25 protein-coding genes are annotated in these 25,312 nt (G+C 63.9%); 13 read left to right on the top strand and 12 right to left on the bottom strand.

The genetic code is table 11. The annotated features are described in order from the left end of the window. Positions 1–121: 121 nt before the first annotated feature. Complete coding sequence (locus FHX11_RS25270) at positions 122–724, bottom strand: NADPH-dependent F420 reductase (RefSeq protein WP_281411636.1); 603 nt, start codon at positions 722–724, stop codon at positions 122–124. Positions 725–805: 81 nt separating this feature from the next. Next, positions 806–1,555: a glucose 1-dehydrogenase gene (locus FHX11_RS25265; protein ID WP_184362603.1), complete on the bottom strand. Its 750-nt coding sequence runs from the start codon at positions 1,553–1,555 to the stop codon at positions 806–808. Between the two features lie 322 nt (positions 1,556–1,877). Here FHX11_RS25265 and FHX11_RS25260 point away from each other — a divergent pair, with 322 nt between their 5' ends. Next, a complete protein-coding gene (locus FHX11_RS25260; protein ID WP_184362600.1) occupies positions 1,878–2,774 on the top strand; it encodes a LysR family transcriptional regulator in 897 nt (298 codons plus the stop codon). 264 nt (positions 2,775–3,038) lie between these two features. On the opposite strand, the gene FHX11_RS25255 is transcribed toward FHX11_RS25260, so the two are convergent. Next, positions 3,039–3,479 carry a hypothetical protein gene (locus FHX11_RS25255; protein ID WP_184362597.1) on the bottom strand — a complete coding sequence of 147 codons (441 nt, stop codon included), beginning with the start codon at positions 3,477–3,479 and terminating at the stop codon, positions 3,039–3,041. A gap of 355 nt (positions 3,480–3,834) precedes the next feature. Between FHX11_RS25255 and mug the strand changes: the two genes are divergently transcribed. Then, on the top strand, positions 3,835–4,404 hold the full coding sequence (mug, locus tag FHX11_RS25250; protein ID WP_246781141.1) for a G/U mismatch-specific DNA glycosylase: 570 nt from the start codon (positions 3,835–3,837) through the stop codon (positions 4,402–4,404). 112 nt (positions 4,405–4,516) lie between these two features. Here mug and FHX11_RS25245 read toward each other — a convergent pair whose 3' ends face one another. Next, positions 4,517–5,518 (bottom strand): NADP-dependent oxidoreductase, encoded by a 1,002-nt coding sequence (locus FHX11_RS25245; protein ID WP_184362591.1) that lies wholly within the window; start codon positions 5,516–5,518, stop codon positions 4,517–4,519. Between the two features lie 35 nt (positions 5,519–5,553). Next, positions 5,554–6,369: an oxidoreductase gene (locus tag FHX11_RS25240; RefSeq protein ID WP_184362588.1), complete on the bottom strand. Its 816-nt coding sequence runs from the start codon at positions 6,367–6,369 to the stop codon at positions 5,554–5,556. A 90-nt stretch (positions 6,370–6,459) separates the two neighbouring features. Between FHX11_RS25240 and FHX11_RS25235 the strand changes: the two genes are divergently transcribed. Then, positions 6,460–6,891 carry a helix-turn-helix domain-containing protein gene (locus tag FHX11_RS25235; RefSeq protein ID WP_184362586.1) on the top strand — a complete coding sequence of 144 codons (432 nt, stop codon included), beginning with the start codon at positions 6,460–6,462 and terminating at the stop codon, positions 6,889–6,891. A gap of 31 nt (positions 6,892–6,922) precedes the next feature. Here FHX11_RS25235 and FHX11_RS25230 read toward each other — a convergent pair whose 3' ends face one another. Continuing rightward, positions 6,923–7,720, bottom strand: a complete 798-nt coding sequence (locus tag FHX11_RS25230) for an NAD(P)H-dependent oxidoreductase (protein ID WP_184362583.1) — start codon at positions 7,718–7,720, stop codon at positions 6,923–6,925. 99 nt (positions 7,721–7,819) lie between these two features. On the opposite strand from FHX11_RS25230, the gene FHX11_RS25225 reads away from it, so the two are divergent. After that, positions 7,820–8,752: a LysR family transcriptional regulator gene (locus FHX11_RS25225; RefSeq protein ID WP_184362580.1), complete on the top strand. Its 933-nt coding sequence runs from the start codon at positions 7,820–7,822 to the stop codon at positions 8,750–8,752. Between the two features lie 40 nt (positions 8,753–8,792). Here FHX11_RS25225 and FHX11_RS25220 read toward each other — a convergent pair whose 3' ends face one another. Further along, a complete protein-coding gene (locus tag FHX11_RS25220) occupies positions 8,793–9,782 on the bottom strand; it encodes a zinc-dependent alcohol dehydrogenase family protein (protein ID WP_184362577.1) in 990 nt (329 codons plus the stop codon). 199 nt (positions 9,783–9,981) lie between these two features. Between FHX11_RS25220 and FHX11_RS25215 the strand changes: the two genes are divergently transcribed. Beyond that, positions 9,982–10,899: a LysR family transcriptional regulator gene (locus FHX11_RS25215; RefSeq protein ID WP_184362575.1), complete on the top strand. Its 918-nt coding sequence runs from the start codon at positions 9,982–9,984 to the stop codon at positions 10,897–10,899. Positions 10,900–10,930: 31 nt separating this feature from the next. Here FHX11_RS25215 and FHX11_RS25210 read toward each other — a convergent pair whose 3' ends face one another. Continuing rightward, entirely contained in the window at positions 10,931–11,494 is a 564-nt protein-coding gene (locus tag FHX11_RS25210) for a methylated-DNA--[protein]-cysteine S-methyltransferase (RefSeq protein ID WP_184362572.1), read from the bottom strand. A 287-nt stretch (positions 11,495–11,781) separates the two neighbouring features. Between FHX11_RS25210 and FHX11_RS25205 the strand changes: the two genes are divergently transcribed. Beyond that, positions 11,782–12,393, top strand: coding sequence for a 2'-5' RNA ligase family protein (locus FHX11_RS25205; protein ID WP_184362569.1), 612 nt, complete (start codon positions 11,782–11,784; stop codon positions 12,391–12,393). Positions 12,394–12,403: 10 nt separating this feature from the next. Here FHX11_RS25205 and FHX11_RS25200 read toward each other — a convergent pair whose 3' ends face one another. Both FHX11_RS25200 and FHX11_RS25195 read right to left on the bottom strand, forming a co-directional pair. Then, the gene (locus tag FHX11_RS25200; protein ID WP_184362566.1) at positions 12,404–14,035 is read right to left on the bottom strand and encodes a SulP family inorganic anion transporter; all 1,632 of its coding nucleotides are present in this window, start codon (positions 14,033–14,035) and stop codon (positions 12,404–12,406) included. Between the two features lie 89 nt (positions 14,036–14,124). Then, on the bottom strand, positions 14,125–15,036 hold the full coding sequence (locus FHX11_RS25195; protein WP_246781140.1) for a LysR family transcriptional regulator: 912 nt from the start codon (positions 15,034–15,036) through the stop codon (positions 14,125–14,127). Between the two features lie 60 nt (positions 15,037–15,096). Between FHX11_RS25195 and FHX11_RS25190 the strand changes: the two genes are divergently transcribed. The 6 genes from FHX11_RS25190 (at position 15,097) to FHX11_RS25165 (ending at position 20,858) form a co-directional block, all read left to right on the top strand. Next, complete coding sequence (locus FHX11_RS25190) at positions 15,097–16,071, top strand: quinone oxidoreductase (RefSeq protein WP_184362564.1); 975 nt, start codon at positions 15,097–15,099, stop codon at positions 16,069–16,071. Positions 16,072–16,274: 203 nt separating this feature from the next. Next, complete coding sequence (locus FHX11_RS25185) at positions 16,275–17,456, top strand: MFS transporter (protein WP_184362561.1); 1,182 nt, start codon at positions 16,275–16,277, stop codon at positions 17,454–17,456. Positions 17,457–17,582: 126 nt separating this feature from the next. Beyond that, a complete protein-coding gene (locus FHX11_RS25180; protein WP_184362558.1) occupies positions 17,583–18,644 on the top strand; it encodes a succinylglutamate desuccinylase/aspartoacylase family protein in 1,062 nt (353 codons plus the stop codon). A gap of 24 nt (positions 18,645–18,668) precedes the next feature. Continuing rightward, on the top strand, positions 18,669–19,025 hold the full coding sequence (locus FHX11_RS25175) for an ArsC family reductase (protein ID WP_184362555.1): 357 nt from the start codon (positions 18,669–18,671) through the stop codon (positions 19,023–19,025). A gap of 10 nt (positions 19,026–19,035) precedes the next feature. Continuing rightward, a complete protein-coding gene (gene ybaK / locus FHX11_RS25170) occupies positions 19,036–19,509 on the top strand; it encodes a Cys-tRNA(Pro) deacylase (RefSeq protein ID WP_184362554.1) in 474 nt (157 codons plus the stop codon). A gap of 95 nt (positions 19,510–19,604) precedes the next feature. Beyond that, positions 19,605–20,858 carry an aminopeptidase gene (locus FHX11_RS25165; RefSeq protein WP_184362552.1) on the top strand — a complete coding sequence of 418 codons (1,254 nt, stop codon included), beginning with the start codon at positions 19,605–19,607 and terminating at the stop codon, positions 20,856–20,858. Positions 20,859–21,235: 377 nt separating this feature from the next. Here FHX11_RS25165 and xseA read toward each other — a convergent pair whose 3' ends face one another. Continuing rightward, a complete protein-coding gene (gene xseA, locus FHX11_RS25160) occupies positions 21,236–22,852 on the bottom strand; it encodes an exodeoxyribonuclease VII large subunit (protein WP_184362550.1) in 1,617 nt (538 codons plus the stop codon). A 185-nt stretch (positions 22,853–23,037) separates the two neighbouring features. Between xseA and FHX11_RS25155 the strand changes: the two genes are divergently transcribed. Continuing rightward, positions 23,038–23,265 (top strand): homogentisate export protein, encoded by a 228-nt coding sequence (locus tag FHX11_RS25155; protein ID WP_184362548.1) that lies wholly within the window; start codon positions 23,038–23,040, stop codon positions 23,263–23,265. 9 nt (positions 23,266–23,274) lie between these two features. Here FHX11_RS25155 and FHX11_RS25150 read toward each other — a convergent pair whose 3' ends face one another. Next, the gene (locus FHX11_RS25150) at positions 23,275–25,113 is read right to left on the bottom strand and encodes a hypothetical protein (RefSeq protein WP_184362546.1); all 1,839 of its coding nucleotides are present in this window, start codon (positions 25,111–25,113) and stop codon (positions 23,275–23,277) included. Positions 25,114–25,312 lie beyond the last annotated feature (199 nt).

Raw genomic sequence — 25,312 nt, 5'->3', positions numbered from 1 at the left:
ATGGCAAAGACCCTTTGGGCGGATCTAGGCCATCGATCGTGGGCGACGGATCCAAACGACCCGCAGATCCTCCGGCTCCATCGGGCGTCTTCCTGCTCTTCGGACGGCGCCGATACGCCAATTACTGTTCCTTCTTGAACAAATCCTGGAAGATGAGCTGGCCCCAGACGCGGCCGCGTGCGTGCACCAGCGCGCCACCTTCGTTGAGCTTTCCCAGCCTGACGGGTGCGAAGCCGAGTTGCTTGGCCAAATCCGCCACGGGAGCAGTCGCATCCTCGTCGTCACCAGACAGAAAGACGACCCGGTGTCCGCCCTCGACGACCGGATCGGCAGCCAGGGTGGCCGCAACCAGGTGATTGAAAACTTTCACGAGCTTGGCGCCGGTGAACGCCTTCGCAACGAAGGCAGAGGACGGGAGGCCGTCCAGTTCTTCAGGGGGAACCAACGCGTTCATCGCGTCGATGACCGTCTTGCCTTCCCAGCTCGGCAGGGCCTTCGCAACCTCGCGATGCTCCCCGAACGGGACCGCCAGGATGATCGTGTCCGCCTCGAGTGCATCCCGCAGCGACTTGGCGACGACGGTCGGTCCAATCGCCCGAGCCTGCGGCGCCAACGCCTCGGCCGGCCGGCGGCTCGCGACGGCCACCTCGATGTTTTTACGGGCGAAGGCGGAGGCGAGGGCCTGGCCTACCTTACCGAATCCTATAATTGCATAGCTCATCATGCTTCTCCGATCTTGTGTTGGAATTAGAAGTGGTCCCGCGACTGGCGGGGCTAGAAGGCCAGCCGCAGGACCGCGCCGTGATTAGACCTGCGCCATGCCTCCATCGACGGCGAGATCCACGCCGGTAACGTAAGAACTTTCGTCGGAGGCGAGGAACACGACGGCGGCCGCAATCTCCTCAGGTTTACCCCTGCGACCGAGCGGAACTTGCGAGGCGAAATGAGCGATCGCTTGTTCCACCTGTTCAGCGGTGAGGCCCACCTTTTCCAAAGCCGGAGTTTCGATTGGGCCAGGACTCATCGAATTCACTCGAATCTTCCGATCCTTCAGCTCCATCGCCCAGCCGCGAGCGAAGCAGCGCACGGCTGCCTTGCTGGCGGCGTAAGCGCTAAAGGCTATGTCTCCCCTGACGTTCGCGACTGAAGAGGTCAGGATAATCGAGCCTCCATCCTTGAAGAGGGGAAGGGACTTCTGCACTGTGAAGAACGTTCCCTTCGCATTTAAGTCGAAGGTTTTGTCGAAATGAGCTTCGGTAGCCGTCTCGAGCAGTGCAACTTCTCCCCAGCCGGCATTTGCGAAGAGTATGTCGATGTGACCGTGTTTCTCTTTCACGACGGCATAGAGCCGGTCCAAATCCTCCAAGCGCGTTACGTCGGCCGTGACCGTCGTGACGTTTTTCCCGATCAAGACTGCGGCCTCTTTCAGCTCTTTCTCCCGTCGACCGGTGATCACGACATGCGCACCTTCTTCCACGAAGCGCTTGGCTGTGGCCAAACCAATCCCGCTGTTGCCACCCGTGATGACCGCAACCTTACCCTCAAGCTTTCCCATGACTTTTCACCTTTCGTCGTGTCGGGCAGCGCCTCTGCTCCCATTGCCCCGAGCATTCGTCCGGGGATGGTGTCGACGTTGAAATGGGGCTGGCTGCGTTACGAGTTCAGTGCGGAAGCTTGCACATCGGTGGTGCAAAATCGAACCAGGTGCGCTAGTAGATTCAGCCCTGAAGCGCACTGTCCGCGGTTCGTGAGGATGGAAGAGCGACCGATGAAAGGGGCAGCAAACTCGCTACCTCATCTGTCCGAGTACGAGAGGCTATTCGACGGGACTGGACGCGGATATAAGGAAGCGCACCCTGGTGGTGCCGGATTGCACCATGATCGACTGGGACGATGTTCGCTATTTTCTTGCCGTTGCCCGCGGACGCTCGGTGCGGGCTGCCGCCGAGCGCCTTGGGGTGAACCACTCGACCGTGCTGCGACGCGTCGCTCAACTGGAGGAACGGCTCGGGGCGCACATGTTCGAGAAACTGCCTTCGGGCTACCGCCTGACAGTTGCGGGGGAGGAGGTCCTCGAACTCGCGGAGCAGATGGAAGCGTCGTCGCACCAGCTGCAGACGCGTGTCTTCAGCCGCGACCAGAGCGTGCGCGGGCTTCTGCGGGTGACGCTGGCGCCGACCCTCGCGACGCACCTGCTCATGCCGGACTTCGCCGATTTCGCGCGTCTGCATCCGGACATCGAGATGGAAATCCTGTCGTCCGGTGAGCTGGCTAATCTGACCAACCGAGAGGCTGACGTCGCGATCCGCGTCGTCTACAACCGCAAAACCCTGCCGCTCAATCTTCACGGCCTGAAGGGACCGGATATATTCGGCGGTATCTACATGTCCCGCGATCTGCTAGCCGCATGGCGTACAGGCGTGCCGGATCCCATCCGGTGGATCGTCATAAGCAGTCATGGAATCCCGGACTGGGTCCGTGAGGGTGAGGTTCCCATCACGGGGGTTCCGTTCAGGGTCACGGACGCCCTAGCGCAGATCGTGGCAGTACGACAAGGGCTCGGGATCACGACACTGCCGTGCTTCGTCGGAGATGCCGACCCGCTACTGGTGAGGGTGCCGGGCACCGACCTGCATATGTACGGAACACTCTGGCTTCTCACACAGGGGGAGACACGCAAGATGAAACGCGTGCGGCTCTTTACTGAGTTCGTATCCCGCCGGCTCGCTGCGTACGCTCCGCTTCTCACCGGATTATCCGTATCGCGCGACTGACGCGCGGCAGGTCGCCGGCGATGCTTGCCAAAATCCGGCCGGAAGCCGAGCTGCCATCGCTCTCAGCGACATCGCGGTCAATCTCTCGCGCCGCTGCCGGTCGTCTTCGACTATGCAGGCGGTACGGCATCGCCTTAGGCATGATGCGAACAATGAGTGGGAGTGAGGGGCGAAGGGCACAGCCTGCGTAAATTTCCGGAAAGGCCCGATCGCTGAGGTCAGCAAATCGGGCCTATCCAAGGAATGAACAAGGGAGTGTCGCCCTTACTTCACCGTGATGCTCAAGCCGCTGATATCGGCATTGATCTGCAGGCCGACCTGCCTGCCGGTGAGTTCGAGCTGGGCGCCCTTGTCATTGGTCATGACGATCATCTGGGCCCCTTTGCCGATCGCGCCGCCGCCGCCCGCGGCACCGTAGACCCCGCTCACATCCCGAGCGCGGCGAATGTGGCGCACTGTACCGCTGAAATAGGTCTTGGACGCCCCGAAAGCGAGACCGCCGGAGATGCCGCCGATCGAGATCGGATAGCGGCGGCCGTGGAAGGTCAGCGTGCCCTCGCCGCCGGAACCGCCGACAAAGAAGGCGGCCTTGTAGACGGCGAAGCGGATCGTACCGCTATCGGCATGCGCGGCGCTGGCAAAGCTGATTCCCGCGGCGGCGACGACGGCAACCGCGACTGAACGAAATCCGGACGAAATCTTCATGATGAGATACTCCTCAAGAACGCCGCTTACCCAGCCGGCCGGGTACGACTTCGGTGTCGTATCCAAGTTATAGCTGAACAGTTTCGCACGTCATTAGTTCCAAAGCACGATAATAACAAAGCGTTAGAGCAGGAACCCATCATCCGGGCGGAGTAAGGCCGGCGGTGATATCGTTCCATCCACGAGCTCGTCGCCCGTCGCGCGGCTTCGGCCAATGGGCTGCCCCGCGAAAGCCCGAGGTCGGCGATGGTCAGGCGATAGCCCATCGGTTAACTTCGATGAGGACACGGCAATTACGCCGCGTCTTTTCTCGTTTCCACTGTCACCCGGACGTCTCCCTATGCAAGATGATGCCATGGCCGAGAATATGGACGTTCAAAGCGAAACAGCCGCGCCCGCCGGTGGACTGTCGGAGATTCTTGCTCCGCGATTGTCCGTGATTTTCTGCGGATTGAATCCCGCCTTGTCCGCCCATCGCGACGGCCACAATTTCTCGAACCGCAGCAACCGCTTCTGGCGCGTCCTGCATCTCGCCGGCTTTACGCCGCGCCTGCTGCGGGCGGAGGAAGAACGGGAGATGCTGCGATACGGCCTGGGCCTGACATCGGCAGTCTCCCGTCCCACGAAAAGCGCCAGCGAGCTAAAGAAACACGACTACATCACCGCCAGTCCCGCGCTGGAAGAGAAGATCAGACGGCTTGCGCCAGGGAATTTGGCGTTTCTGGGCAAGGCGGCATATGCAGCAATCAGCCTCCGCAGACAGATCGAATGGGGCAGGCAGCCGGACGATTTTGCCGGCACTTCGATCTGGGTGCTTCCAAATCCGAGCGGGCTCAACAGGGCGTTCGATCTGACGAGATTGACGCAACATTATCGCGAGATGAGATTGGCGATAACCCAGGCGACAGACCAGCCTGTTGAATAGCCCGCAATGAAGAGGGCAAGGAACCGCCCACCGCCACTGGCTCGCCAGACCGACGGCAAGACGTTCCGGGTCTCCAAAACGAAGTCCCGGAACTTGGGGGTTCCAATATGCCTCACTTCACCGCGATCACGACCTTGCCCTTGGCGCGACCGGTCTCGACATGGGCCAGCGCCTCGTTGGTCTTCTCGAACGGGAAGACCCGATCGATGACGGGGCGTATGGCTCCCGTCTCGATCAGCGCGGCGATCTGTTCAAGCTGAACGCCACTCGACTTCATGAAGAGGAAGGAATAGCTGACGCCAAGACGCTTCGATTTCCTGCGGATGCCGAAGCTCAAGGCGCGCATGACCTGCCGAAGCAGCCAGCCGAAGCCGTTTTCCCTGGCAAATTCCGGATCGGGCGGACCGGAGATCGAGATGAGCTTTCCGCCCGGCTTCAGAACGCGCAGCGATTTCTCCAGCGTCTCCTTGCCGAGACTGTTCAGCACGACGTCATAGCCCTGCAGGACATTTTCGAAATCGTCCTTCTTGTAGTCGACGACGACATCCGCTCCGAGGCTTCTGACGAGATCGACATTGGCCGTGCTCGTGGTCGTCGCCACGGTCGCGCCGATATGCTTGGCGAGCTGGATGGCGATCGCCCCGACGCCACCCGAGCCGGCATGGATCAGGACCTTCTGCCCCTTCTTCAGCTTTGCCCGCTCGACCAGCGCCTGCCAGGCGGTCAGGGCGACCAGCGGCATCGATGCCGCCTCTTCCATCGTCAGGGTCTTCGGCTTTGCCGCCACATCGGCCTCGTCCATCGCGATGAGCTCCGCGAAGGTGCCGATGCGGTCCTTGGCCGGACGCGCATAGACTTCGTCGCCCGGCTTGAAACGCCTGACCTTGGGCCCGACCCGGACCACGACGCCCGCCGCGTCATTGCCAAGGATCAGCGGCAGGCGGTACGGCAGGATGAGCTTGAACTCGCCGTCCCTGATCTTGCTGTCCAACGGGTTGACGCTGGTGGCATGAATCCGGACGAGGACGTCGTTTTCCCGCAGCTCCGGCTCAGGGGCTTCGCCGAAACGCAGAGGCTCGCCTTTGGCGTAGCGATCGATCAGGAATGCTTTCATGTGTATGGGCTTTCGTAGCGGTGTGGCGATAGGGCTCAGGCCGGAAGTCGGTTGAATTTGCGCAGATTCTTGTCGACGAACGACTCGGGCAGAAAACGGCGTATGAAACGGACCTGGCCGGCCGCCTTGCCTGCAGTGTATCGCCGTTTCGGCGATGCCGCGTTGGCCGCCCTCACCACCATCTCCGCGACGATCTCCGGTGCATCTCCGGTCTCGACGACTTCACGCATCAGCATCTCGGCATCGGCACGAACGGTATCATAGACAGGCAGCGGCTGATCCGGTCGCGTGAGATTTTCCTCGAAGGAGGTGCGGGTGACGCCGGGCTCCACCAGCACGACGCGGATGCCTTGCGTCCGCACCTCATGGTCGAGCGATTCCGAATAGCCCTCGATCGCGTGCTTGGTCGACGCATAGAGGGCGTTGAACGGCGCCGGGATCAGCCCGAGAATGGAACTCAGATTGACGATCCGGCCTTTTCGCTGGCGCCGCATGACAGGCAGGATCGCATTCGTCAGGCGCACGACGCCGAAGACATTCACGTCGAACAGCGCCTTTGCCTGCGCGGCGGAGGACTCCTCGGCCCCTCCGAGCAGCCCGATCCCGGCATTGTTGACGAGAAGATCGATCCGCCCGGCACGGCTGATAATATCGTCGACCATATTGCGCACGGACGCATCATCGGTGACGTCGCAGACCAGCATCGTCACACCATCCGAGGTATCCGCCATCGGTTTCCGGCTGGTGCCGAACACCCGGTAGCCGTCACGGCGCAGCGCTCGTGCCGTCGCCAGCCCGATGCCGGAGGAAGCGCCCGTGACCAGGGCGACGCCGCGTTCTCTATTGCTCATTCGTCTCAGCTTTCATTTTTGCCGTGGAACATCGATGAAAACTAAGTTACTATCATTTTGAAACTAAGTCACTATCAAAAAGATACTAACATGCAGAATCTTTCAGACCAGCCATGCCTGATCGCCCGCAGCCTCTCGCTGGTGGGAGATGCATGGAGCATGCTGATCCTGCGGGATGCCCATGCCGGCCTCACCCGCTTCGACGAATTCCGCAAGAGCCTCAGCATCGCGCCGACGATGCTGACCCGCCGGTTAGCGGCGCTGACGGAGGATGGGCTGCTGGAGAAGCGGCGCTATTCGGAGCGGCCGCCGCGCGACGAATATGTGCTGACGGCGGCTGGCCTGGACTTCCTGCCGGTCCTGTTCGCGATCGGCGCCTGGGGGCGAAAGCACCGCAACGCAGACGGCGTCACCCGGTTCTTCGACGCCGAGGCCGGAACGGAGATCGATCCGGTCATGATCGACCGGGCGACGGGCGCTCCGATCGGAACGCGCCCGATCCGCATCGCCTGGCCTGAGTGAACGGCATCGGCCGCGGAAGAGCGGCATCCGGCTAACCCGCCGCCGTCTCGTCCTGCACATGCAGTGCGAAGCCGGCCGCGACGGCCTCGCCCAGCTCCGGGCGCAGCTGCATGCTCGGAATATGATAATCGCCGCCATTCTGACGGCGATAGGGAATGGGGGGCGTCGTTTCGAGGGTGCGCATGCGCGCGCGCAGGCTTTCGGCAACGGGCTCGAAGCCGGCCTCGTCGAGACGATCGACGCTGTAGGTCACGAAGGGCGGAAGCACGTCATAGCCGGGATAATAGAGAATCCCGTGATTGATCGGGAACAGCAAGTCGTCGATCGGTCCATTGACGCCGCGGGATGCGTAATGCGCCTCCCAGCCGCCGGCGGTGACGATCAGCATGGCGCGCTTGCCCACGAGGGTCCCTTCACCATAGCGGTCTCCCCAGCGCTTGTCGCTGTGTTCGCCGACGCCATAGGCGAAACCGAAGGCGAAGACGCGGTCGACCCAGCCCTTCAGGATGGCCGGCATGGAGAACCACCAGAGGGGGAATTGCAGGATCAGGACATCCGCCCACAGGAGCTTCTCGATCTCGGCTTTGACATCGTCGGTCAGCGTGTCGGTGCCGAAGGCGTTCCTGGAGGCCGCCACCGGCATCAGGCGGGCATCCGCTGCCAAGGAGGGGAAATCGGCGCGGTCGATTTCCGATTTCCAGCCGTCGGCATAGAGGTCCGACACCCGCACCTCATGGCCTTGCGCCTGCAATTCCTTGACGGCGACGTCGCGCAGCGCGCCGTTGAGCGAACGCGGTTCGGGGTGGGCGAAGACGAGCAGAACTTTCATGGGGCAGCAATCCTTACGTGAATGGACGATCGAACCGCAAAGTAGTCAACACCCGAATAATCCGCTATATATCGGGAATGTATAAGATCATGCCGAAAAATGGATAAATCCGAAGTCACGCTCGAACGAATGCGAACTTTCGTCCGTGTGGCGGAGCGCGGCAGCCTGTCGGCGGTGGCGCGCGAACTGGGGATCGGCCAGTCGACGGTGACGCGGCATCTGCGGGAACTGGAGGAAGCCATCGGCGTCCCCCTGCTGTCGCGCACCACCCGGCGCGTCACCATGACCGATGAGGGCAGCCGCTACTATGCCGACAGTATCCAGATCCTGCGTCTGGTCGAGCAGGCCGGCGACGAGGCGCGCAGCACGCGCGGGGCGCCTGCCGGCACGATCCGCATCTCCTGCACGGCCGCCTTCGGCGTCCGGCATGTCAGCCGGCTGATCTTTTCGTTTCAGGACCGCTATCCCGAGATCGGCATCGATCTCAGCCTCACCGACGAGCGCATCGACCTCGTGGCAGAGGGCGTCGATATCGCGCTGCGCCTGGGGCCGCTCACCGACAGCTCGATGAAACTGCGCGCCCTCGGCCAAAGCCGGCGCGTGCTGGTGGCAGCCCCGGCCTATCTGGCGGCGCGCGGAACGCCTGTCGTTCCGCGGGATCTGGCCGGCCACGAGAACATCCGCATGTCGAACATTGCAGGCAGCGACAATCTGGTTCTCGACGGGCCGGACGGCGAGCGCCATGCGGTATCCTTCGGCGGGCGGCTGCGCGTCGATCACGGGCTGGCGGCCCGCGAAGCCCTCGCCGCGGGGCGCGGCATCGCCCCCGCCCATCACTGGCTCATCGACGATCTGTTGGCGACGGGCGGGCTGGTGGAAATTCTACCCGACTACAGACTGCCGCCCGTGCCCCTCAACATGCTGATCGTTCCCGAGCGCACGGGAATTGCCAGGGTCAGGCTGCTGGTCGATTTCCTCGCCGAGGAGATCGCCGCCATCGCCGGCATCGAACGGGCGCGGCCCGAGCGTTAGGATCTCCCCCCTGCCCAGGGAACGCCCGTTCCCGGAGAATTCAGAGGTTGACGACGATCTTGCCGATCTGCTCGTTCGACTCCAGAAACCGCGTCGCCTCCCGGATCTGCTCGAAGGGGAACACCCTTGCGATCAGCGGCTTGAGCTGGCCCGATGCGAGACCGGCGGTGATGAACGCCTTCGCACGATCGAGAATAGCGTCGTCCGCGATGACTTCGGTGTAAAGATAGCCCTTGAGCGTCAGGCTCCTGCCGAGCACGGTGAAGAGCGGAAAAGGCGTGGGCTCGCTGCTCAAGGCGCCATATTCGATCAGGATGCCGCCTCGGGCCATGCTGCTCGTCAGCGGTTCGAAGGACGGCCCGCCGACCGGATCGAAGACCACGCGGGCGCCGGCGCCGGCGGTGATGTCCATCACCCTGGCGACCAGATCCTCTTCGGATGTGGCGATGACATGATGGGCACCCGCATCGAGAAGGGCCTGCCGCTTGGCGCTGGTGCGGGTCGTCGCGATCACCGTCGCGCCGACGGCCCGCGCGATCTCGAAGGCGGCAATGCCGACGCTGCTCGACGCCGCCGTGACGATCACGAAATCGCCGGCCGACAATTTCGCCTGCTCGATCAGGGCACCCCACGCGGTGATATATTGCATCCACGCGGCGGCAGCCTCCTCGAAGGATACATTGGCCGGGTGCCTGACCACATGCCGGGCGGGGATATTGATGCGTTCGCCATAGGTGCCCCAGCGCGCCATATCCAGTGTCGGGATCACGCTCACCGCGTCGCCGGGTTTGAAATCGGTCACGCCGGCGCCAACGGCTGCGACGATGCCGGCGGCCTCATAGCCCAATTGGCTCGGAAACACCGCCTCCTGCAGATAGGCGTTGCGGCGGAACATGGTTTCGGCGCGATTCAGGCCGATGCTGCGTACAGAAATCTGGACTTCGTCGGCAGCGGGAGCCGCAACCGGCAGCTCCTCGATCCTGAGGACGTCTGCGTCGCCATAGTCATGGAAGCGGACGATACGGGGCATGGAATTTCCTTTCCTGGCAGTGATCGGCTTGCCTGCTCATCGAAGAACCAGATGTATCGGCAAGGCCCGCCAATCAGCGTTTTCGGGCAGAAGCTAGACCGCCGCTCCGTTACCGGGAAGATTCGGAATTTTGCTTACATTGTTATCAATATCGATAATAATGATAGGATCGGCACGGCAGGGAATGGGAAAGAACCGGATGGATTTCGTCCAGCAACTGAGGATCTTCGTGGCTGTGGTCGACAATGGCAGCTTTGCGCGCGCCGCCGAGGCTCTTCGGATGGCCCGCCCAGGCGTTACCAATGCGGTCCGCGGCCTCGAAGGCATGGTCGGCGCGCGCCTGCTGCATCGTACGACCAGACGCATCAGCCTGACGGGGGAAGGCGAGCTTTTCCATGAGCGGGCGGTGCGGCTTCTCGCCGATGTCTCCGATGTCCGAAATCTCTTCGGAGGATCGGCCGATACGCCACGCGGGCGGCTGCGCATCGACATTCCGGTCGCGCTTGCAAAACCGCTGATCATTCCCCGCCTGCCGGAGTTCAGCCGCCGTTATCCCGGCATAGAGCTGATCCTCGGCGTCAGCGATCAGCCGGCGGATCTGATCGCCGAGGGAATCGACTGCGTGCTGCGGCTTGGGAGCCTTCCGGCCGGCAGCATGGTCAGCCGCCTCATTGCCCATGCGAGGATGGTCATATGCGCTTCGCCCGGCTACCTCACCGAGCACGGAACGCCGCAATCGATCGAGGATCTCGCCGCTCACCGGGCGGTCCTGTATTTCTCGGGACGCGGACGGCGCATCATGGAATGGCAGATGCCGGAAAACGGACGGCACCATACCGTCAAGATGCCGCCCGCCATCCTGGTCAACGACACCGAGGCATTCATTGCCTGCGCGCTTGCCGGCTACGGCCTCATCCAGGTGGCGGGGACGAGCGTTGCCGAGCATCTGGAGGCCGGCCGGCTGGTGCAGGTACTGCCGGATAGCCAAGCGTTTCGCCTGCCCCTATCCATCATGTATCCCAACCGCGAGCATCTCGCACCACAGGTCCGCGTTTTCATCGACTGGATCGCGGCGCTGTTCCGCTCGCTGGACAGCCGCTGGATCGAAAGACCCTGAGCGGCAACGAGCAGTCCGCCTCAACCACCGCTTAAAATCCCAGCGATTGCTGCACCGGCTTCGGCGGCGCGAGCTGGACACCCTCCAACTCCAGCATCCGGGCCTTGGCGGTGGAGCCGCCGGGCGCCGAGAAGCCGCCGATCTTGCCGCCGGCGGCGAGAACCCGGTGGCAGGGGATGATCAGCGCCACGGGGTTTTTCGCCATCGCCTGGCCGACATCCCGCGCCGCTTCCGGTCCCGCGCCGAGCTGCTTCGCCAGCGCGCCATAGGTCGTGGTGCTGCCCCATCCAATCTGGCGGGCGGCGGCGTAGACCTGTTTGAAGAAGGCATCCTGCTCGCCGAGATCCAGCTTAACGCCGGAGAAATCGACTTCTTCGCCGGCGAAGTAACGTTTCACCGCATCAATCGCCGCGACCACGTCCGGCGTCGGCGTGCCGGGGCGGGCATCCGACCGCCGTTGCAGCAGCAGGCGCTCGGTCGCGCCGGCGCTTTTCGTCGGCAGCTGGAAGCGGGTGACGCCGATATCGTTCCAGGCGATCCCGCAGAATCCACCCGCGGTTTCAAAGACCAGATAAGAGTGCCGTGCATCGCTCATGGCTCAATCTCCATGTTTCCACTTGCCACGAAAATCATGCTTCCAAGGGTCGAGTTCAACCCGATTCTTGCGCGGCATGACCGCTATCGGCATTTCGCCGCCCGAAGAACAACAGGGAAAGCGGCAATGTTGCGGTCATGAGGCTCATGCACAGCCTAATATCGACTACCGCCGTTGTCGAGCATTTTGTTCTTTATTTGTTCTTGATCTCGCAAGCCGGTGCTTCTAGGATGTCCGGCAGTGACAGAGACAGGATGAAGCAGGCCGGTTGGTCCTGATGCGGTTTCATGAAGAACAACGGACAACTTTCGCTCAATCTCGGCCAGCCAGAGAGCAGGCGATCCGGAACCGCGCCGGCACATGTGGATGCTCTTTACTTCGCCATCCTTCCCGATCCGGAAATCGCGGCGCGGAGCCTCGAACTTGCCGGTGATTTTCGCCGCCAGTACGGCTTTGGGGCGAAGCCAAGACGCGCCGATCTGTCTCATATCTCGCTCTATGAGGTCGGCTCCTTTCACGGCCTGCCGGAAGAGGCGGCATTCGCGGCAATGCAAGCGGCCTCGACCGTGAGAATGCGGTCATTCCAGGCCGTTTTCGACCGGGCGGTCAGCTTCGGCGGCGGCGACAACCGCCCGCTCGTCCTCTGGAACAAGGACGGCAATGCGGAGATGCGGGCACTTTACCGGGAGCTGGACGACGCCATGCAGCTCACCGGCTTTGCCCGGCATAAAGGGCGGCCGTTCGAGCCGCATATGACCCTGCTCTATCGCGGCCATCTCATTCCGGAGGTGATGCTCGAAACGCCGATCACGTGGACCGTGCGCGATTTCGTGCTGATCAACAGCCTGCAGGGACTGAGCCGGCACGATCATCTCTGCTATTGGCGGCTATCGGACTGAGCGCATTCGCTCACGCGGCCGGTCGGCCCTCTACCGCCGCCACGGCATCGTCGACGCTGAAGCTGCAACGGCTGTCCAGATCCGGGACTCCGGCCGTCGCCATCAGGTCGCGGGCCCGGTCATGGACGCGGGCGAATTGCAGGCGAATACCGGCGGCGCGCATGGCGCCGTCGAATTCCATCAGCGCATCCAGCGCGGTGCTGTCGAGATCCGAGCTTTCCTCGAGGCTGAGAACGACGGCCCGCAGGCCGGCTTCGGCACGGCTGCGGGACAGGATTTCGCCAAAGATCGTATCGGCATTGCCGAAGAACAGCGTCTCGCCGGGGCGCCAGATGAGAATGCCGGGGATTTCCGATGCCTCCGAGTGACGGCTGACATCGACGAAATCATGTCCGGCCCCGAACCGTCCGAGGCGGGCGATATAGGGGGATGCCAAGCGATGCATCATGGCTGCCAGCGACAGCGCGATCGCCAGCAGCATGCCATTCAGCACACCGAAGAACAGCACACCGGCGGTGGCGCCAAGCGCCACGTAGAAATCGCGGTGCAGCCGCCTCAGCCGCAGGATGGGGCCGGGATCGAGCGCATGCGTCAGCGCCGCGATCACCACGGCGGCCAGCACCGGTTCCGGCAATCGCGCCACCAGCGGCCCGGCACAGGCGATCAGGATGGCAAGGCCGATAGCGGCAAAGGCGGCGGTGGCACGCGTCTTGGCGCCCGCCGCCTCGCTGGCGAACCCCGCCGAAAAGCCGGCGCCGACCGGCATGCCCTGCACGACGGCGCTGGCGATATTGGCGAAACCGAGTGCGCCCAGCTCGCGATTGACCTCGAGGGTATCACCATAGCGCAGCGCCAGCGCCCGCATCGTCCCCCAGGATTCGGCGAAGAGAATGAGCACCAGCGGCACGGTGAACTGCGCCAGCCGCGAATAGGCCGCCCATCCAGCATCGGGCAACGACGGCCATTGCGGCAGGATCTCGATGGCTCCCACCAGCTTGACGCCATGGTTTTCGAGATCGAACACGACGGAGGCGAGGATACCCGCCGCCAACACCAGGAAAGCGCCGGGAATACCCGGCAGCCGTTTGAGCAGCAGCAACGCCATGAGCGCCACCACACCGATGGCGACGCTCACCGGATTCCAGTGCGGGATGGCCGCGAGCAATGCCGCGGCATAGGTCAGGATGTTGGAACCCTGCACGGGGGCGCCGACCAGGATCGGCAATTGATGCAGAATGATGGTGATCGCCAATCCCAGCGCGAAGCCGCGCAACACGGGCCGCGAGATGAAGCCAGTGATGCCACCGAGACGCAGGGCGCCGGCGATGAGAAACAGGACGCCCGCGAGGGCGACGGCGATGGTCGCAAGGCCGGCCTTGACGGTGGCGTCCCCTGGCACAATCGCCAGCGTCGCGGCCAGAATCGCGGCGGAGGAGGATGTCGGCGAGACGATCGCGAAGCGGCTGCGCCCGAAAATCGCATAGACGAGACAGCCGGCGATACCGGCGAGGATGGCACGATGCGGCGGCAGGCCGGCAATGCCGGCATAGGCAACGGCTTCCGGCAGCATCAGGCCCGCCACCGATATGCCTGCCAGCACATCGGCTCTGTTCAGCACGGGCCAGCCGTTCAGCTTCGCCATCGATCATCGACCACAGGAACGCACAACTGACTTATGTCTAGAGATTCGCGGCCGGGCCGCAACAGAAAAATCGACCGAAGCCCGCCGCCTTAATCGTCGCCGTCGGGGTCCCTGATCGGGCAGCTCGCGCCGATCGTCTCGCTGACGAAATCCATCACCGCCCGGATGGCGGGCGAACGGCGCAGGTCGGGATAGGTCACCAGCCACAGGTCTCGCATGGGCGATGGGATGGCCACCGGCAAGCGCTTGAGCTCCGCCTCGCCATCGCCGAGGAATGCCGGGAGAGCGACCACGCCGAGACCGGCGCGAGCCGCTTCCAGCTGGCCGAAGACATCGCCGGCGCGGAACACGATGGGTCGGCCGGCCAGCAGACTGCGCAACCAGGTCTGCTGGGTCAGATGATCGAGCGCCGCGTCATAGCCGATGAAGACCCAGTCCTCCTCCGGCGTTTGCGCAATCTCGGCCGTGGCATAGAGCCCGAACCGCATGACGCCGATACGGCGCACCAGAAGATCGCTCTCCTCGGGACGCGTCATGCGCACGGCGATATCGGCCTCGCCGTGATCCAGCGCGGAACGCCTGGTCACACCGGCGATGGTGAGCATGATATCCGGATGCGCGGCGCGGAAACCCACCGCCTTCGGAGCGATGAGATGCGCGGCGACGGAAGGAGGGGCGCTGATCTTGACGGCGGCCGAGAGCCCGGCGACCGCGCTTTTCGAATAACGCCTGATCGCCTCGACATTCTCCTCCATGCCCGCCACCAGCTCGGCGATCGCCCGGCCGTCGGCCGTCAGCGGCGAGGTGCGTGGCCGGCGATCCACGAGGCGCAGATCCAGCGCCCGCTCCAGCGCGGCGATGCGGCGTCCCACGGTGGCGTGGTCGACGCCGAGCTCGCGCGCGGCGGCCGAAAGCGAGCCGGTGCGCGCCAGGGCGGCGAAATGGAGGAGGTCCTGCCAATCGATCATCTGTGCATTATTGCACAGGAGCAGTGAGTTCATACCGAATTTATTCAGTCCCGCCTTTGTGCTCAAAAAGTGCGTCTGAAAGGAGACTGCCCCATGCCCCACGCCATTGCCATCACCAGTCCCGGAAGCCCTGAAACCATGAGGCTCGTCGAACTCCCGATCGTCGAGCCGGGGCCAGGCCAGGCACGCATCCGCCAAAGCATTTCAGGAGTGAATTTCGTCGATATCTATATCCGCTCGGGACTCTATCCCCTGTCGCCCGGCCAGACCGTTCTTGGCTTCGAGGGCGCAGGCGTGGTGGAAGCGATCGGCCCCGGCGTCGAGGAGCTGAAGGTCGGCGACCGCGTCGCCTATGTCGGCCATCCGCTCGGAAGCTATGCCGAGGTCCGCACGCTGCCGGCCTCGCGGCTGGTGCTGCTGCCCGACGGCGTCAGCGAGCGGCTTGCCGGCAGCACCATGCTGCGCGGGCTGACCGCCCATATGCTGCTTCACAAGGTTCATCCCGTGCAGCCCGGCGAATGGATCCTGGTGCATGCCGCCGCCGGCGGCCTCGGGCAGATCGTCACACGCTGGGCGAAGCGCCTGGGCGCGAATGTCATCGGCACCGTCGGCTCCGAGGCCAAGGCCGAATTTGCCTATGAAGCCGGCGCCGATGCGGTGCTGCTGCACAATTCCGAGGACTGGGTGGAGGAAACCCGCCGCATCGCCGACCGGCGGGGCGTGCATCTCGCCATCGACGGTATCGGCGGCGCGATGCTGTCGCAGACGCTCGCCGCCGTGCGCCCCTTCGGCATGGCCGCCAGCCTCGGCCAGCCGGCCGGCCCGATCCCACCGATCCAGATCGAGGAGTTGACCGCGCCCCGCGCCATCGCCCTTTCCCGCCCGAGCGTGCTTGTCTATGCAAACGATCCGGAACTTTACCGCCACGGCGCCAAGGCGCTGATGGCAGAGCTGCAGGCCGGACTCACCAACCCCATCGGCGCGGAATATGCGCTGAGGGACGCCGCTGTCGCGCATGCCGATCTGGAAGCGGGGCGGACGACGGCGAGCGTCGTGCTGACGATGTGAACCGCCACCCACAATCGCCGGGCCGCGTCAATGGTCTTTGCTGCATAGCAGCACTTCCATTGACCGAGCCTGCTTTTGCCTGATACCAGTTGGGAGTGGCATCGCTGCCATTTCTATCCGGCCCCTTCCAGCCGATATGAACCCCGATCCGTCGTGGCAAACAGCATGGACACCGCCTGGCCGGTGCCCGCAGGCGATATCTCGTGAACACTGCGTCTCAAACCATCCAGTCGAATTCGGCTCTTACCCTCGTTTCCATCGTCGCGCTGACCTTCTTCGGCTATCTCGCCATCGGTCTGCCGCTCGCCGTGCTGCCGACCCATGTCGATAGCGGCCTCGGTTTCGGCGTCGTCTGGGCCGGTATTGCCATCAGCACGCAATATGTGGCGACCATCGTCAGCCGCGCGCAGGTCGGCCGATTGTGCGACCAATACGGGCCGCGCCGTTCGGTCTTCCTCGGCTTTTTCTCCTATGGACTTTGTGGCACCCTGACGCTGGCATCGGCGCTTGTGACGGACATTCCGGCGGCGAGCCTGTCGTTGTTGCTTGCCGGACGCCTGGCGCTCGGTATCGGCGAAAGCCTGGTCAGCACGGCGGCGATCACCTGGGCGATCGGCCTGATGGGTTCGCGCGAAACCGTGCGCATCATCTCGTGGAACGGCATCGCCACCTATGGCGGTATCGCGCTCGCAGCTCCCTTCGGCGCCTGGCTTACCGGACAATATGGTTTCTTCGCCATCGGCGCGATGACGATCGGCCTGGCGATTGCCGGCCTGATGCTGGCACAAACGCGGCCGCCCGTGCCCGGTATCAAGGAGAAGGGCATCGGCACCGGCCAGGTGCTCGGCCGCATCCTGCCTTACGGCGTGGCATTGGCACTGGCCTCCAGCGGCTTCGGCGTCGTCATGGCCTTCGTCGCCCTGTTTTTCCATAACCGCGATTGGGACGGGGCTTCGCTGGCCTTGAGCGCCTTCGGCCTCGCCTTCATGGGCATCCGCCTTGGATTGGCGCAAGCCGTCGCCCGCTTTGGCGGCCTGCCGCTGGCGCGTATTTCGCTGGTGCTGGAGATCGTCGGCCTGCTGACGATTGCCTTCGCCCCCACGCCCACCGTCGCCATCATCGGCGCGGCCCTTGCCGGCGCCGGCTTCGCGCCGATCTTCCCCGCACTTGGCAACGAGGCGATGGCACGCATTCCGCCACAGAACCGCGGCGTGGCGCTTGGCCTCTACTCGATCTTCCTCGACGTGGCGCTCGGCGGCACCGGCCCGATCGCCGGCGTGCTTGCCGATCACTTCGGCTATACCGCGCCTTTCCTCCTCGGTGGCGGCGCAGTCGTGCTCGGCCTTGCAATCTGCCTCTGCCTGCGTAGGACCAGCAACGGCTAGGGCCAAAGGCTTCGGCAAACCGAAGCCTTTGATCCCGCCGCCCGATAATCCCTGATAATCATTGCGCGAAGCGATCGGGGCTTGGTATGGACCTGCGACAATCACAAGCAAGCAGGAGACAGGCGCATGGACATCACCGAAATCGTTCTCGAGGGCGATAGCGCGGGCATCTCCTGGCGGCTGCCGGTGCTGCATTTCAAGGGCAGCAAGCCGGATGCCCCGAAAATCTATATCCAGGCCGCGCTCCACGCCGGCGAGCTGCCGGGCACGGCGCTTGTCCATTTCCTCTGCGAACGGTTGCGGCAGGCCGAGGCGGACGGCGCGCTTCTCAGCGATATCACCGTCGTGCCGCACGCCAACCCGATCGGTGCCGCGCAATCGCATTTCGGCGAGATGCAGGGCCGTTTCGACCTCGGCTCGCGCACGAACTTCAACCGCGACTTCCCGCTGATCTCGCTGCGCGACCGAAATCTGCTGATCGCAAACCTGGAGCGCTATTCCGCCGTCGACCGGCTGAAGCGACAGCTCATCCATATGGCGCTCGGCGCGGATCTGGTGATCGACCTGCATTGCGACGACGAATCCCTGCAATATGCCTATATCGACGACGCCTTCTGGCCGGAGGCGGCCGATCTGGCGGCGGCGCTCGACATGGATGCCGTGCTGTTGTCGGACGGCGAAAGCTCGGCCTTCGAGGAAGCGGTCAGCTTTGCCTGGAAATATGAAGTCCCCGGCGAGAAGAAGGCGCATCTATCAGGAAGGCTGTCGGTGACCGTCGAGCTGCGCGGCACGCGCGATGTCTATCCGGAAATGGCGAGGAAAGATGCCGAAGGGCTCTGGCGCTTCCTTGCCGCCCGTGGCGCGGTCAGGGACGACGGCGTCACCCTATCCGCTTTCACCGGACCGGCGGTGCCGCTCGACAATGTCGAGATGATCCGCGCGCCGCAGGCCGGTACCGTGCTTTTCCATCGCAATATCGGCGAGCGCGTCGAACAGGGCGATCTGCTGGCAACGATCATCACCGCGCCCGGCATGCCTGATGGCAGCATCGACGTTCATGCGCCGCAAGCCGGCCTCATCGTCACACGCGTCTCCGACCGGCTGGTCCGCCGCCGCGGCGACCTGATGAAGATCGGCTGCGACAGGCCGAGTGCCGCCGGCCGCAAGCCGGGAACACTGGAAGACTGAGACAGAGCAACAGACGGGTTTGACATGACGATCACCATTTACGGCATCAAGAATTGCGACACGATGAAGAAGGCCCGGACCTGGCTGGAAAGCCACGGCATCGCCTATGATTTCCACGACTACAAGGCCGTCGGCATCGACCGGGATCATCTGGAGCGCTGGACGAGCGAAGCCGGCTGGGACATCGTGCTCAACCGCGCCGGCACCACCTTCAGGGCCCTGCCCGAGGCGGACCGTTCCGATCTCACCAAGGAAAAGGCGATTGCCCTGATGCTGGCCCAGCCTTCGATGATCAAGCGTCCGGTACTGGAAGCGGGCGGCAAGTTGCTTGTTGGGTTCAAGCCGGAGATTTATGCGGCCGCATTCGGCAAGGCTGCCTGAAGATCGCGCCATGTCCAAAACCACCCGCGCCACGCAAGTGCTGACCCAGGCCAAGGTCGCCTTCACGGTTCACGCCTATGATTACGATCCGAATGCCGAGCGCATCGGCATGCAGGCGGCGGAGGCCATCGGCGAGGAGCCGCATCGGGTGCTGAAGACGCTGATGGCGGAGGTGGATGGCAAGCCGGTTTGCGTGGTCGTGCCTTCCAATCACGAAGTCAGCATGAAGAAGCTCGCCGCCGCTTTCGGCGGCAAATCGGCTGCCATGATGAAGCCCGCAGATGCCGAGCGGCTGACGGGCTATCATGTCGGCGGCATCAGCCCCTTCGGCCAGAAAAAGAGCGTGCCGACGGCAATCGAGGCGCAGGCGATGACCGAGGCTTACGTCTATATCAATGGCGGCCAGCGCGGCCTGCAGGTGCGGCTCAGCCCGCAGGATGCCTTGACCGTCCTGAAGGCCAAGGCTGCACCGCTGATTGCCTGAGCCATGCCGCGATCGGACAAACCGCCTTCAATTTCGCCGCAAACCGGTCTAAGTCTTCTGACCATTCTTTCGATATCAGCCAAGCAGGTTTCGCCATGACATCAGCCTCTCCCAACCATCATCCCGTCGATCACGCCAAGCTGGAGAAGCTGGCGGAAGTGGCCGTGAAGGTCGGGCTGCAGCTGCAGGCCGGGCAGGATCTGCTGATGACGGCACCGGTCGCGGCGATGCCGCTGGTGCGGCTGATCACGCGCGAGGCCTACAAGGCCGGCGCGGGGCTCGTCTCCACTTTTTACTCGGACGAGGAGACCACGCTTGCCCGCTACGAATACGGCCACGACCAGAGCTTCGATCGCGCGGCGGGCTGGCTCTATGACGGCATGGGCAAGGCCTTCGCCAACAATACCGCGCGGCTCGCCATTTCCGGCGACAATCCAATGCTGCTCTCCGGCCAGGACCCGTCCAAGGTGGCGCGCGCCAACCGCGCCAATTCGGCCGCTTACAAGCCGGCGCTGGAGAAGATCTCCAATTTCGACATCAACTGGAACATCGTCTCCTACCCGAACCCCTCCTGGGCAAAGCTGGTCTTCCCCGACGATCCGGAGGCGATCGCCGTCGCCAAGCTCGCCAAGGCGATCTTCTCGGCGTCGCGCGTCGATGTCGAAGATCCGATCGCCGCCTGGGCCGAGCACAATGCCAATCTGCACAAGCGTTCGACCTGGATGAACGGCCAGCGCTTTGCCGCCCTGCATTTCCAGGGACCGGGCACGGACCTGACGGTCGGCCTCGCCGACGGCCATGAATGGCATGGTGGCGCTTCCACAGCCAAGAACGGCATCACCTGCAATCCGAACATTCCGACGGAAGAGGTCTTCACCACGCCGCATGCGCTGCGCGTCGAAGGCCATGTCTCCTCGACCAAGCCGCTGTCGCATCAGGGCACGCTGATCGACAATATCCAGGTGCGCTTCGAAGGCGGCCGCATCGTCGAGGCCAAGGCGACGCGCGGCGAAGAAGTGCTGAACAAGGTGCTCGACACCGACGAAGGCGCGCGCCGGCTCGGCGAAGTGGCACTGGTGCCGCATTCCTCGCCGATCTCGGCGAGCGGCATCCTGTTCTACAATACGCTCTTTGACGAAAACGCCTCCTGCCACATCGCCCTCGGCCAGTGCTATTCCAAGTGCTTCATCGACGGCGCATCACTCAGCCAGGAGCAGATCAAGGCACAGGGCGGCAATTCCAGCCTGATCCACATCGACTGGATGATCGGCTCCGACAAGGTCGATATCGACGGCATCAATGCCGACGGTTCGCGCGTTCCGGTCATGCGCAAGGGCGAGTGGGCATAAGGTAAGGGCCTCGGCCTGAATATTGCTGCCCCGCAAGCCCCCGCATCCGACCCTTCGGGCCACTTTCTCCCCGAGGGGAGAAGGGAGGTGCCGCTTTTTTAGCGGCAAACGTTCAGCTAGTTTGAAGCGATATTAGAGCAGTTCAGCAATTCACGGAATCGCTGAACTGCTCTATCTTTTTGTTTTCACGCAATTCCGGACGGAAAACCGCTGCGCACTTTTCCTGGAATCGCTCTAAGTTGCCTCATCTTTCAGCGGGGCTCTTTTGCTGAGCATAGCGTGTCTGAATCCCTCTTATCCCCCGCGGGGAGAAGGTGCCTGACAGGGCGGATGAGGGGGCGGCTCCGCAAGACGAGAGACCACCCTTTTCATACACCTCAGAACAGGCTGCCCTGCTTCGGCGGATCGGCGGGACCCGCCGGTTTCGCGACGCGCTTCTTTTGCGGCGGCGCGCCGGTCGGCGGTTCCGTGGGAGCCGGTGCCACAGGATTGTCTCCGGTGACCGCACCGACGCGGCCGTCGGCGAATTCGATCGAGATCGCCGCGCCGGTTGCAAGGGCTGCGGCCAGCGACACCGGCCGGTCGGCCTCGTCGCGCACGACGGCGTAGCCGCGCTTCAGCACGTTCTTGTAGGACAGCGACTGCAGCACCCGCTCCTGCGCCGCCAATTCGCCGCGCGCCCGTACGAGCTGATGGCGGATCGCCGTATCGGTGCGGCGGGAGAGATTGCCGAGCAGATCGCGGGCGCGGCCGGTCTGCGTTTCCAGCCGCGAGGGCAGCGTCGCGAAAACGGCGTCGGCGCGGCCGATGCGGGCGCGTGCACGATCGATCATCCGCTCGACGGTGCGCTCGGCGCGGGTCATCCGCTCGCTCAGCATCTGCCGCCGCTCCAGGAGACGGTTCGACAGGACATCGGGCCGCAGATGCGAGGCGGCACGCTCGAAGGTGCGGCGCTTGTTCAGCGTGTTCAGCTCGAGCCCGCGACCGAGGCCGGACGCCGCCTCATCGAAACGGCGGCGCGGCAGCGCCAGAAGCTGATCGAGCGAGGGCAAGGCGCGCAAGAGCGCCCGCACCACTTGCCGCCGCTGGTCCATCTGCCTGCTGACACCGCCCTGCAGGCGGGCGGCGAGACTTGCAAGCTGCGCTTCGAGTTCGGCTCTGACCGGCACAGCCATTTCGGCGGCCCCGGTCGGCGTCGGCGCGCGGACATCGGCGGCATGGTCGATCAGCGTCCAGTCGGTCTCGTGGCCAACGGCGGAGATCAGCGGTATGTCGCTGGCGGCGGCGGCGCGCACCACCGCCTCGTCGTTGAAGCTCCAGAGATCCTCCAGGCTGCCGCCGCCACGGGCGACGATCAGCACGTCCGGGCGCGGAATGGGGCCATCGGGCGCAAATTCGTTGAAGCCGCGGATGGCGTTGGCGACCTCATCGCCCGACCCCTCCCCCTGCACCTTCACCGGCCAGACCAGCACATGCACGGGAAAGCGATCGGAGATGCGGTGCAGGATATCGCGAATGACCGCGCCGGTCGGCGAGGTGACGACGCCGATCACCTTCGGCAGGAAGGGCAGCCGGCGCTTGCGCTCGGCATCAAACAGGCCTTCGGCACCGAGCTTGCGCTTGCGCTCCTCGAGCAGCGCCATCAGCGCGCCGGCGCCGGCCGGCTCCAGCGTCTCGATGACGATCTGGTATTTCGACGAGCCGGGGAAGGTCGTTACCTTGCCGGTGGCGATGACCTCCATTCCCTCCTCGGGGCGGAATTTCAGCTTGGAAAATGTGCCTTTCCAGATCACCGCGTCAATGCGGGCACGGTCGTCCTTCAGTGAGAAATAGGCGTGGCCGGAGGAGTGCGGCCCGCGATAGCCGGAGATTTCGCCGCGCACGCGCACCTGATCGAACGCACTCTCGACGGTGCGCTTGATCGATCCCGACAATTCCGAGACCGAATATTCCGCGAGATTCGACGGCGAATCATTCTCAAAGAAACTGCTCATGCGGTTCTTTTATCCGAAGTCGCGGCGAATGCGGAGATTGAAAGTGCCGCCATTCCCTCGCGGATCGACGGGATGGACGGCAAGGGGCGGGCTTCACCAAGCGTTAACCCTATCTCCAAAGCCTTTCTTAGCCATCCCCGTGCAATTCTGTGCAAACTGGTTTTTGGTAAAGAGGAGGTGGCGCGATGATATTCGTAACCGCCACGATCATCGGAATTGCCGCCGGCCTGCAGCGCTCGGCGATCGGCTCGGTCCTGGGTGCCGCCCTGATCAGCATCGCCTTCATGGCCGCCGTCGCCCTTTCCATGGCTCCCCCGCCGCTTATGACATTGCTCATCGCACTCGGCGGCTACAATCTCGGCTTTATCAGTTATCTCATCACCCTCGACGTGCTGGAACAGCGCCGGGCCTGAGCCGCGCGCTCAATCCGCCGGCATGAACCGGAAGAACTGCACGTCCGATTTCGCCGGCGCCGGGATCGGCTGAAGATAGGCCGGCACATGTCCCTGGCCGAGCTGGGCGTAAAGCCCATCCGGCTTCAGTTCCGAAAGCTGCCGTACCTGCGGATCGCTCTTGCAAAAGGCAAGCAGCGTCACATGCGCGCCGCGCAGGAAGGCTTCCGCCTCCTTCAGCTCGGCAAGGCCGATATGCAGCTCGGTGAGCATGCCGCCCTGGTCGCGGTGATAGGGTCCGGACAGCGCGCGGTGCGGCGTGAAACGCAGCAGGGGCGAGCCCATGTTGGACGGCGCGGCGACGACGCCGGGATCGAGGCCGGCGATGAGCGCCAATGCCTGCCTGGAATAGCAGTCGCCAGCCTCGTCCGCATCGGCGACGGGAGCGGCGGTAAAGCTGTTGACGATGCCATTCTTGGCGAGCGCGCCGCCGACGGCCCAGACGGCGGGCGCGGCAAGCAGCGTCGCGACGACATAGGTGAGCGCCGCGCGGATATTCCTGGTATCGGCGGCGGAGATGCGGCGAAGCTCCGCCAGCAGGATGGCGAGCGGCGGGATGGCGAGCAGATTGGAGAACTCGGCACCGCGCACCTGCACCAGCGCGATGATCCAGTTAACGGCGACCAAGGCCAGCAGAACCGCATGCAGCCGGGCGCGATCGCCGCGCAGGATACGGACGATGCACAGGACGATCGCCAGCAGGCCCGTGGCGTAGAAGGCGCCGAGCGTTTCCGGCTGATGTTGCGCCAGCGAGACAATCGACTGCGCCTCGGTCACCTTGTTCAGCCAGAGCTGCACCAGCATCGGGTCGAGATCGGCAAGCGGATTGCGCAGGCATTGCGGCGCGATCACCAAAGCCGTCGCGAAAACGGCGACGCCGTTGGCTGCCAGCACGGTCAGGCGCCAGGGCATGGACAGGCGGCTGGCAAACAGCGCCGACAGAAGCAGACCCACGCCGCCAACGCTGATGATGCTGTAAAAACCAAGCGAGAGGTTGTCGCAGGTGACGGTGGCATAGAGATGCGGCGGCACCAGCGCGAGGAAGGCCGCGCTGACGGCGATCGTCAGCGTCAGGGCGAAGGCGCGGGCGGCGGGCGCGAAGACCTCGCCATCCCAGGCCCAGAGGCCGGCCACCGCCATACAGGCGACGGCGACGAAGGGCGTGGTTTCCGCGCCGATGCCGAGCGCGATGGCAAGAGCGACGGCGGCGATGGCGAAACTGCGCGGACGGTAGCTCTCGTCGGAAAGCATCGCGACGGAGAGCGCCACCAGGCCGAGCTGGACATTGTCATGATCGATGGAGCCCGGCAGGAAACGGCGGGACGTCAGCACGAAGAGCGTCGTCAGGATCAGCGAGAAATGCATGCCCTCGACGCCGGCGATCCGGCGGCCGGCAAGGCCCATGAAAAACATCAGCGGCAGCACGAGCATCAGCGGCCAGATGGTCAAGGCGGCCGCTTCCGCGCTTTCCGGCGCAAGGAACAGCCGGAAAAAGGCGATCAGGCCGGCGATCGGCAGGTCGATGAAGCGCGACCAGTGCATCAGCGTGCCGCCATCGAGGCCGAGGCGGTATTGCATCATGTCGAACCAGCCCTGGCCGCCAAGGAGATCGCGCACTTCGACCAGACGCATGATGTCGTCATTGTCGGGACCGACATAGTCGGTGGCGTGGCGATTGAAGACCAGCAGCGCGACGATGGTGAAGACGGCATAGATCAGCGCGACGAGCACCGGCCGCGACCAGAGCGACGGTGCTTGCGCTCGCGTCGTAACGGCCGCTCCGCGCGATACTGCCAGCGTCTGCGCCATCTCGATAAAACCCCGTGTTCGAAGGACATCCGGGGCGCCACGCTAACCGCTGGCGATCAAGAAAGCGTAAAGCGGGGCGATGCGGCCGCCGATATCACGAGAATGTTCCCGCCGATCCCGCAATCGGCCATTTTTCGCCCACAGCCCTAGGGTCTTATTAACGCGCGGCAGGGTAAGTTCCCGTCCATTGGAACCCAGT

The organism is Rhizobium sp. BK602 (assembly GCF_014195095.1).
Lineage (GTDB): Bacteria > Pseudomonadota > Alphaproteobacteria > Rhizobiales > Rhizobiaceae > Rhizobium.
The sequence above is the reverse complement of the archived record's forward strand: the minus strand, read 5'-3'. Positions and strand labels throughout refer to the sequence as shown.

Excerpts from the sequence above, each read along its gene's own strand:
- FHX11_RS25215 (WP_184362575.1), top strand. The coding sequence starts at position 9,982 with ATGGATTTCGTCCAGCAACTGAGGATCTTCGTGGCTGTGGTCGACAAT.
- FHX11_RS25245 (WP_184362591.1), bottom strand. The coding sequence starts at position 5,518 with ATGAAAGCATTCCTGATCGATCGCTACGCCAAAGGCGAGCCTCTGCGT.
- FHX11_RS25200 (WP_184362566.1), bottom strand. The coding sequence starts at position 14,035 with ATGGCGAAGCTGAACGGCTGGCCCGTGCTGAACAGAGCCGATGTGCTG.
- FHX11_RS25155 (WP_184362548.1), top strand. The coding sequence starts at position 23,038 with ATGATATTCGTAACCGCCACGATCATCGGAATTGCCGCCGGCCTGCAG.
- FHX11_RS25165 (WP_184362552.1), top strand. The coding sequence starts at position 19,605 with ATGACATCAGCCTCTCCCAACCATCATCCCGTCGATCACGCCAAGCTG.
- FHX11_RS25220 (WP_184362577.1), bottom strand. The coding sequence starts at position 9,782 with ATGCCCCGTATCGTCCGCTTCCATGACTATGGCGACGCAGACGTCCTC.
- FHX11_RS25225 (WP_184362580.1), top strand. The coding sequence starts at position 7,820 with ATGGATAAATCCGAAGTCACGCTCGAACGAATGCGAACTTTCGTCCGT.
- FHX11_RS25175 (WP_184362555.1), top strand. The coding sequence starts at position 18,669 with ATGACGATCACCATTTACGGCATCAAGAATTGCGACACGATGAAGAAG.
- FHX11_RS25190 (WP_184362564.1), top strand. The coding sequence starts at position 15,097 with ATGCCCCACGCCATTGCCATCACCAGTCCCGGAAGCCCTGAAACCATG.
- FHX11_RS25270 (WP_281411636.1), bottom strand. The coding sequence starts at position 724 with ATGATGAGCTATGCAATTATAGGATTCGGTAAGGTAGGCCAGGCCCTC.
- FHX11_RS25210 (WP_184362572.1), bottom strand. The coding sequence starts at position 11,494 with ATGAGCGATGCACGGCACTCTTATCTGGTCTTTGAAACCGCGGGTGGA.
- FHX11_RS25260 (WP_184362600.1), top strand. The coding sequence starts at position 1,878 with ATGATCGACTGGGACGATGTTCGCTATTTTCTTGCCGTTGCCCGCGGA.
- FHX11_RS25265 (WP_184362603.1), bottom strand. The coding sequence starts at position 1,555 with ATGGGAAAGCTTGAGGGTAAGGTTGCGGTCATCACGGGTGGCAACAGC.
- FHX11_RS25235 (WP_184362586.1), top strand. The coding sequence starts at position 6,460 with ATGCAGAATCTTTCAGACCAGCCATGCCTGATCGCCCGCAGCCTCTCG.
- FHX11_RS25240 (WP_184362588.1), bottom strand. The coding sequence starts at position 6,369 with ATGAGCAATAGAGAACGCGGCGTCGCCCTGGTCACGGGCGCTTCCTCC.
- FHX11_RS25205 (WP_184362569.1), top strand. The coding sequence starts at position 11,782 with ATGAAGAACAACGGACAACTTTCGCTCAATCTCGGCCAGCCAGAGAGC.
- FHX11_RS25180 (WP_184362558.1), top strand. The coding sequence starts at position 17,583 with ATGGACATCACCGAAATCGTTCTCGAGGGCGATAGCGCGGGCATCTCC.
- ybaK (WP_184362554.1), top strand. The coding sequence starts at position 19,036 with ATGTCCAAAACCACCCGCGCCACGCAAGTGCTGACCCAGGCCAAGGTC.
- mug (WP_246781141.1), top strand. The coding sequence starts at position 3,835 with ATGGCCGAGAATATGGACGTTCAAAGCGAAACAGCCGCGCCCGCCGGT.
- FHX11_RS25230 (WP_184362583.1), bottom strand. The coding sequence starts at position 7,720 with ATGAAAGTTCTGCTCGTCTTCGCCCACCCCGAACCGCGTTCGCTCAAC.
- FHX11_RS25255 (WP_184362597.1), bottom strand. The coding sequence starts at position 3,479 with ATGAAGATTTCGTCCGGATTTCGTTCAGTCGCGGTTGCCGTCGTCGCC.
- xseA (WP_184362550.1), bottom strand. The coding sequence starts at position 22,852 with ATGAGCAGTTTCTTTGAGAATGATTCGCCGTCGAATCTCGCGGAATAT.
- FHX11_RS25150 (WP_184362546.1), bottom strand. The coding sequence starts at position 25,113 with ATGGCGCAGACGCTGGCAGTATCGCGCGGAGCGGCCGTTACGACGCGA.
- FHX11_RS25195 (WP_246781140.1), bottom strand. The coding sequence starts at position 15,036 with ATGAACTCACTGCTCCTGTGCAATAATGCACAGATGATCGATTGGCAG.